Source organism: uncultured Azohydromonas sp. (genome assembly GCF_937926365.1).
Lineage (GTDB): Bacteria > Pseudomonadota > Gammaproteobacteria > Burkholderiales > Burkholderiaceae_C > Azohydromonas.
In genome coordinates this window covers 1-4,981 of the sequence record NZ_CALAOH010000004.1, presented here as the reverse complement: position 1 = coordinate 4,981, position 4,981 = coordinate 1, and the positions used below count along the sequence as shown (strand labels likewise).

The 4,981-nt window shown below is 72.3% G+C and carries 6 protein-coding genes; 4 read left to right on the top strand and 2 right to left on the bottom strand.

The window, feature by feature from the left end:
* Both Q0741_RS00175 and Q0741_RS00170 read left to right on the top strand, forming a co-directional pair.
* On the top strand, positions 1-671 hold a 671-nt coding region (locus Q0741_RS00175), incomplete at its 5' end, for a HEAT repeat domain-containing protein (protein WP_298231182.1).
* Positions 668-961 (top strand): DUF971 domain-containing protein, encoded by a 294-nt coding sequence (locus tag Q0741_RS00170; RefSeq protein ID WP_298231181.1) that lies wholly within the window; start codon positions 668-670, stop codon positions 959-961. The genes Q0741_RS00175 and Q0741_RS00170, both read left to right, overlap by 4 nt.
* A 206-nt stretch (positions 962-1,167) precedes the next feature.
* Here the strand turns inward: Q0741_RS00170 and Q0741_RS00165 are convergent, their stop codons facing one another.
* The gene (locus tag Q0741_RS00165) at positions 1,168-2,040 is read right to left on the bottom strand and encodes a DHHA1 domain-containing protein (RefSeq protein ID WP_298231180.1); all 873 of its coding nucleotides are present in this window, start codon (positions 2,038-2,040) and stop codon (positions 1,168-1,170) included.
* A gap of 122 nt (positions 2,041-2,162) precedes the next feature.
* Complete coding sequence (locus Q0741_RS00160) at positions 2,163-3,074, bottom strand: TauD/TfdA family dioxygenase (RefSeq protein ID WP_298231179.1); 912 nt, start codon at positions 3,072-3,074, stop codon at positions 2,163-2,165.
* Between the two features lie 324 nt (positions 3,075-3,398).
* Between Q0741_RS00160 and Q0741_RS00155 the strand changes: the two genes are divergently transcribed.
* Together Q0741_RS00155 and cysK are read left to right on the top strand one after the other, a co-directional pair.
* Positions 3,399-3,872, top strand: coding sequence for a rhodanese-like domain-containing protein (locus Q0741_RS00155; RefSeq protein ID WP_298231178.1), 474 nt, complete (start codon positions 3,399-3,401; stop codon positions 3,870-3,872).
* 53 nt (positions 3,873-3,925) lie between these two features.
* Positions 3,926-4,924, top strand: a complete 999-nt coding sequence (gene cysK / locus Q0741_RS00150; protein ID WP_298231177.1) for a cysteine synthase A — start codon at positions 3,926-3,928, stop codon at positions 4,922-4,924.
* The last annotated feature ends 57 nt before the right edge of the window (positions 4,925-4,981 follow it).

Genomic DNA, 4,981 nt, shown 5'->3' with positions numbered 1-4,981 from the left:
TGGTGCGCCACGCCCGGCACCCCGACGGCTTCGTCGGCGCCGCCGCGCTGCGCGGCCTGCGCGAGCTGCGCGTGCCGGAGGCCGTGGAACCGGCGCTGGCCGCCCTGCAGCGGCCCGAGGCCAGCGTACGGCGCGAGGCGGTGGGCGTGCTGGGCTGGCTCAAGCACCGGCCGGCGCTGCCGCAACTGGCGCGGGTGGCCATCGAGGACCAGGACGCCGAGGTACGCCGCGCCGCCACCGGCGCGCTGGGCCTGGCGGGTCCTGAGCAAGTGGACGCCGTGCTGCCGGCCCTGTGCGCCGCGCTGCGCGATGCCGCCTGGACCGTGCGCGAGGAGGCGGCCACCACGCTGGGCAAGCTGCGCCCGGAAGGCCCGGCCGCCGCGCAGGCGCTGCGCGCGGCGCTGGAGGACGACTACTGGCAGGTGCGGCTGCGCGCCGCGCGCTCGCTGGGCCGGCTGCGCGACCGCGGCGCCGTGACGCCGCTCACCGCCGCGCTGGTGCATCCGGCGGGCAACCTGCGCAAGGAGGCGGCCATCGCGCTGGGCGAGATCGGCGACGCGCAGGCCGTGCCTGCGCTGACCGTCGCCACGGGCGATCCCGACCCCGAGGTGCGCAAGGCGGCGCGCTCGGCCCTGCAGCGGCTGGGCGCACCGGCGGGAATAGAGCGATGAGCGGCGCGCAGGCGGCGCCCGATGCCATCGAAGTGCATCCCGAGCGGTTGCGGCTGCAATGGCCCGACGGCGTGGCCGAGCTGAACGCCGCCACGCTGCGCGCGGCCTGCCGCTGTGGCGGCTGTCGCGCTGGCCGCAACACGAGCGCTGATGCGCCGCCGCGCCTGGTCGGCGCGGAGCCGATCGGCCTTTATGCGCTGCAGCTGCGGTTCAGCGACGGGCACGAGCGGGGCATCTATCCGTGGTCGCTGCTGAGGGAGCTGGCGCGGGACGGCGTGGGAGCGGCTTGAAGCTCGGGTTGATTCCGCTTCTTTTATGAGTGAAGTAACCCCGTCACACCCGCCTTCGCGGGCATGACGAGGGATATTTCAGCGCCGATCGAGAGCCGGAATGAGACGCACGGCTGTCCGATGCAATCGGTGGCTCATCCGTAACTCGCGCATGACCAGGCCGGAGAAAAAGCGCTTTCCCCTTCCTGGCTGAGGACCGGCGCCGATCAAGCCCCCGCGCCGGCCGACTGCAGCTCGCCCCGCAGCACCTCCGCCACCCGCGCTCCCGGCAGGATGAACGCCGCGGCCTGCGCATGGCCGCCGCCGCCGAAGCGCGCCGCCAGCCGCTCCACGTCGAAGCCCTGGACCGAGCGCAGGCTGCACTTGAGCCGCCCTTGGTGGTCGGCGCGCCACACCAGCGCGAAGGTGCCGCTGCGCTGCGCCAGCAGGCTGCCCACGTTGCTGGCGAACTCGCCCGGCGCGTTGACCATCAGCCCCGCCTCGCCGTCGATGCGGATCGCCGCCGGCTGCTCCGCGATGGCGGTGCACAGCGCGTCGAAGCGCGCTTCCATCGCGGCACCGCGCTCCACCATGCGGGCCCGGGCCGGCGCGTCCAGGTCCAGCACCGACTTCCACGCCGCGAAGTCCAGCGGCAGCAGGTCCAACGCCGCCAGGAAGGGCCGCGCGTCCGGCACGTCCCAGCGCCACAGGTCGCGCGCCTGGATCGCCTGCAGCAGGTAGGGCAGCGGCTCGCCGGGGTGGAAATGCTCCCAGGCGATGGCGGCGCCGGAGCGGCTCAGGTCGAAATACAGCCGGTGTGGGCAGGCCAGCTCCAGGCCCTGCAGCCGCTTCTGTGCCGAAACGTGGTGGTCCAGCAGCGTGATGCTGCGCGCCTGCGTGCCCATGGCGCGCAACACCTCGGGCTCGAAGGAGTAATCGAGGATGAACACCTCCCGCCCTTCGACCACCGGCGGCGGATCGCCATAGTGGCAGGCCAGGTAGTCCGCCGCGTCGCCCAGCTTGAGCCAGGCCGCGAAGGCGGCACCGAAGCCGTCGGCGCACTTGCCGTGGTAGAGCACCAGAGTGCGATCGTTTGACATGCCTGTCCCTCGTCTCGTTCGGGCCATTCTCGCCCGGGGGCGGGAGGGCCCGGATTGAACGCGGGAAATGAGAACGGCCCGCCGGATACGCGGGCCGTTGGCAATGCGCGGGTGGCGAGGGCTCAAGCCCGCGGGCCATGCTCCAGGCACACCGACACCCGCTCCCCCCAGCGCTCCTCGGGGAAGTAATCCCATACCGCGTGGTGCTGCGTGGCCCAGTTGTCCCAGAAAAGCAGCGTGCCCGGCTCCCAGTGCACCCGCACCTGGAAGGCCAGGTGCTTGCGCACGTGCGCATACAGCTGCTGCAGCACCGCGAAGCTCTCGTCGCGGCTCAGCTGCACGATGTGGCTGGTGAAGGCCTCGTTGACGTACAGGAACTTGCGCCCCGTGTGCGGATGCGTCGCCACCAGCGGGTGCTCGCTGGCCGGAAAGGTCTTGCCCGGCGCCGGCTTGGCGCCGTAGCCCGCCGTCCAGGCCTGCGCGCCGTCGTGGATGGCGGTCAGGCCGTCCAGGAACCGCTTGTAGGGCTCGGACAGCGACTCGTAGGCCAGCACCATGTTGGCGAAGGCCGTGTCGCCGCCGCCACCCGCGGGCAGCTTCGTCACGCGCAGGAAGGAGCCCCAGATCGGCGCCGGGTCGCAGGAGACGTCGTGGTGCCACGCGTCGCCGGCCGTGAAGCGCGACTGCGGCCCGGTCTGCCAGGCCAGGATCTCCGGATCGTCCGTGCCCCCGGCCACCACCCGCTCCTTGGCCAGCACGTGGCGGTGCAGCGTGCCGAACTGCCGCGCGAAGGCCTTGTGTTGCCCGCTGTCGAGCTGCTGCCCGCGGAAGGCCAGCACCAGGTACTCGCCCATGGCGCGCTTGAGCTCGGCCAGCGGCTCCTCGCCCAAGGGCTGGCGCAGGTCCAGCCCGCGAATCTCCGCGCCCAGCGTGGGCGCCAGCGGCTTGAGCTCGAAATGCCGGTACGGCCGGCGCTCGATGGCGTGCCAGGCTTCGATGGCCTGCTTGTCGTGGAAATCCTGGAAAAAGCTCATGGTGTCCGATCGGCCCTCCCCGGGCCCTTCGCTTGGTTGATGCCGTAACTTCGGCGGCTGGCTTGCCGCGCTGGACGGATCTTCCCGATCAGGACCCCGAGCGCGAACGACGCATTCCGGATGAGCTCATGCACCCGCCGCAGCCGGCTTGCCCTGGGTCGGGTCTTCTTCGTTTTGCGCGCAACCTATGTCGCAAAGCTTCGTTCGCCCAACCCGGGGGACTCCCTAGGCTGACGCCCTGTGTTCATGACCACCGCGCCACCGGGCTCCAAGCGCCGGCGCGGTGGTCCACCCAAACGCCTCACCGCCTTCAGGAACGCCTTCATGTCCGCCGCCGCCGCCACCGCCGAGGTTCTCTTGCATCCCCTTCTCGAACAGGCCCGCGAGGCCGCGCGGCAGGCCGGTCTGGCCTACGCCGGCGGCGTGCCGCCGCAAGTGGCCTGGAGCCTGGCGCAGGCCGGCGAGGCCGTGCTGGTGGACGTGCGCAGCGCCGAGGAGCGCAAGTTCGTGGGCCTGGTGCCGGGCAGCGTGCACGTGCCCTGGGCCACCGGCACGGCGCTCACCCGCAACCCGCGCTTCGCCCGCGAGCTGGAAGCACGCGTGCCCAAGCACCGCCCGCTGCTGCTGCTGTGCCGCAGCGGCAAGCGCTCGGCACTGGCCGCCGAGGCCGCGGCCAAGGCCGGCTTCAGCCTCGCCTTCAACGTGCTCGAAGGCTTCGAGGGCGAGCTCGACGCCGCCCAGCAGCGCGGCCACAGCGACGGCTGGCGCTTCCTCGGCCTGCCCTGGGTGCAGGACTGAAACGCCCGCCCCCCACCGACCACCACCCAACGACCAAGCCCAGGGAGGACCCCATGCCCCAAATCTTCGAAGACAACTCGCTGTCCATCGGCCGCACGCCGCTGGTGCGCCTGAACCGCGTCACCGACGGCGCGGGCGCCACCGTGCTGGCCAAGATCGAGGGCCGCAACCCGGCCTACTCGGTCAAGTGCCGCATCGGCGCGGCGCTGATCCGCGACGCCGAAGCGCGCGGGCTGCTGGGCCCCGGCAAGGAACTCGTCGAGCCCACCAGCGGCAATACCGGCATCGCGCTGGCCTTCGTGGCCGCGGCGCGCGGCATCCCGCTGACGCTGACCATGCCCGAAACCATGAGCCTGGAGCGGCGCAAGCTGCTGCTGGCCTTCGGCGCCAAGCTGGTGCTCACCGAGGGCGCCAAGGGCATGAAGGGCGCGGTGGCCAAGGCCGAGGAGATCGCCGCCGGCGATCCCGAGCGCTACGTGCTGCTGCAGCAGTTCAAGAACCCGGCCAACCCCGCCATCCACGAGACCACCACCGGGCCGGAGATCTGGGAGGACACCGACGGCGCCATCGACATCCTGGTCTCCGGCGTGGGCACGGGCGGCACCATCACCGGCGTGTCGCGCCACATCAAGCGCACGCAGGGCAAGCCGATCGTGTCGGTGGCGGTGGAGCCCTCGGCCAGCCCGGTGCTCACGCAACGGCACCTGGGCGAAGAGCTCAAACCCGGGCCGCACAAGATCCAGGGCATCGGCGCGGGCTTCGTGCCCGAGGTGCTGGAGCTGGAGCTGGTGGACGCCATCGAGCAGGTGAGCAACGAGGAGGCGGTGCACTACGCGCGGCGCCTGGCAAGCGAGGAGGGCATTCTCTCCGGCATCTCCAGCGGCGCGGCCACGGCCGCGGCGGTGCGCTGGGCGCAGCGCCCGGAGAACGCCGGCAAGACCATCGTCGTGATCCTGCCCGACAGCGGCGAGCGCTATCTCAGCTCGGTGCTGTTCGAAGGCGTGTTCGACGCCAGCGGGCTGCCCGCGGCGCCGCTGGCGGCGGCGGCCTGAGGCGGAGCGCAGGCCATGAGCGCGACGCCGCCCCTGGCCGGCCCGCACGCCGGGCCC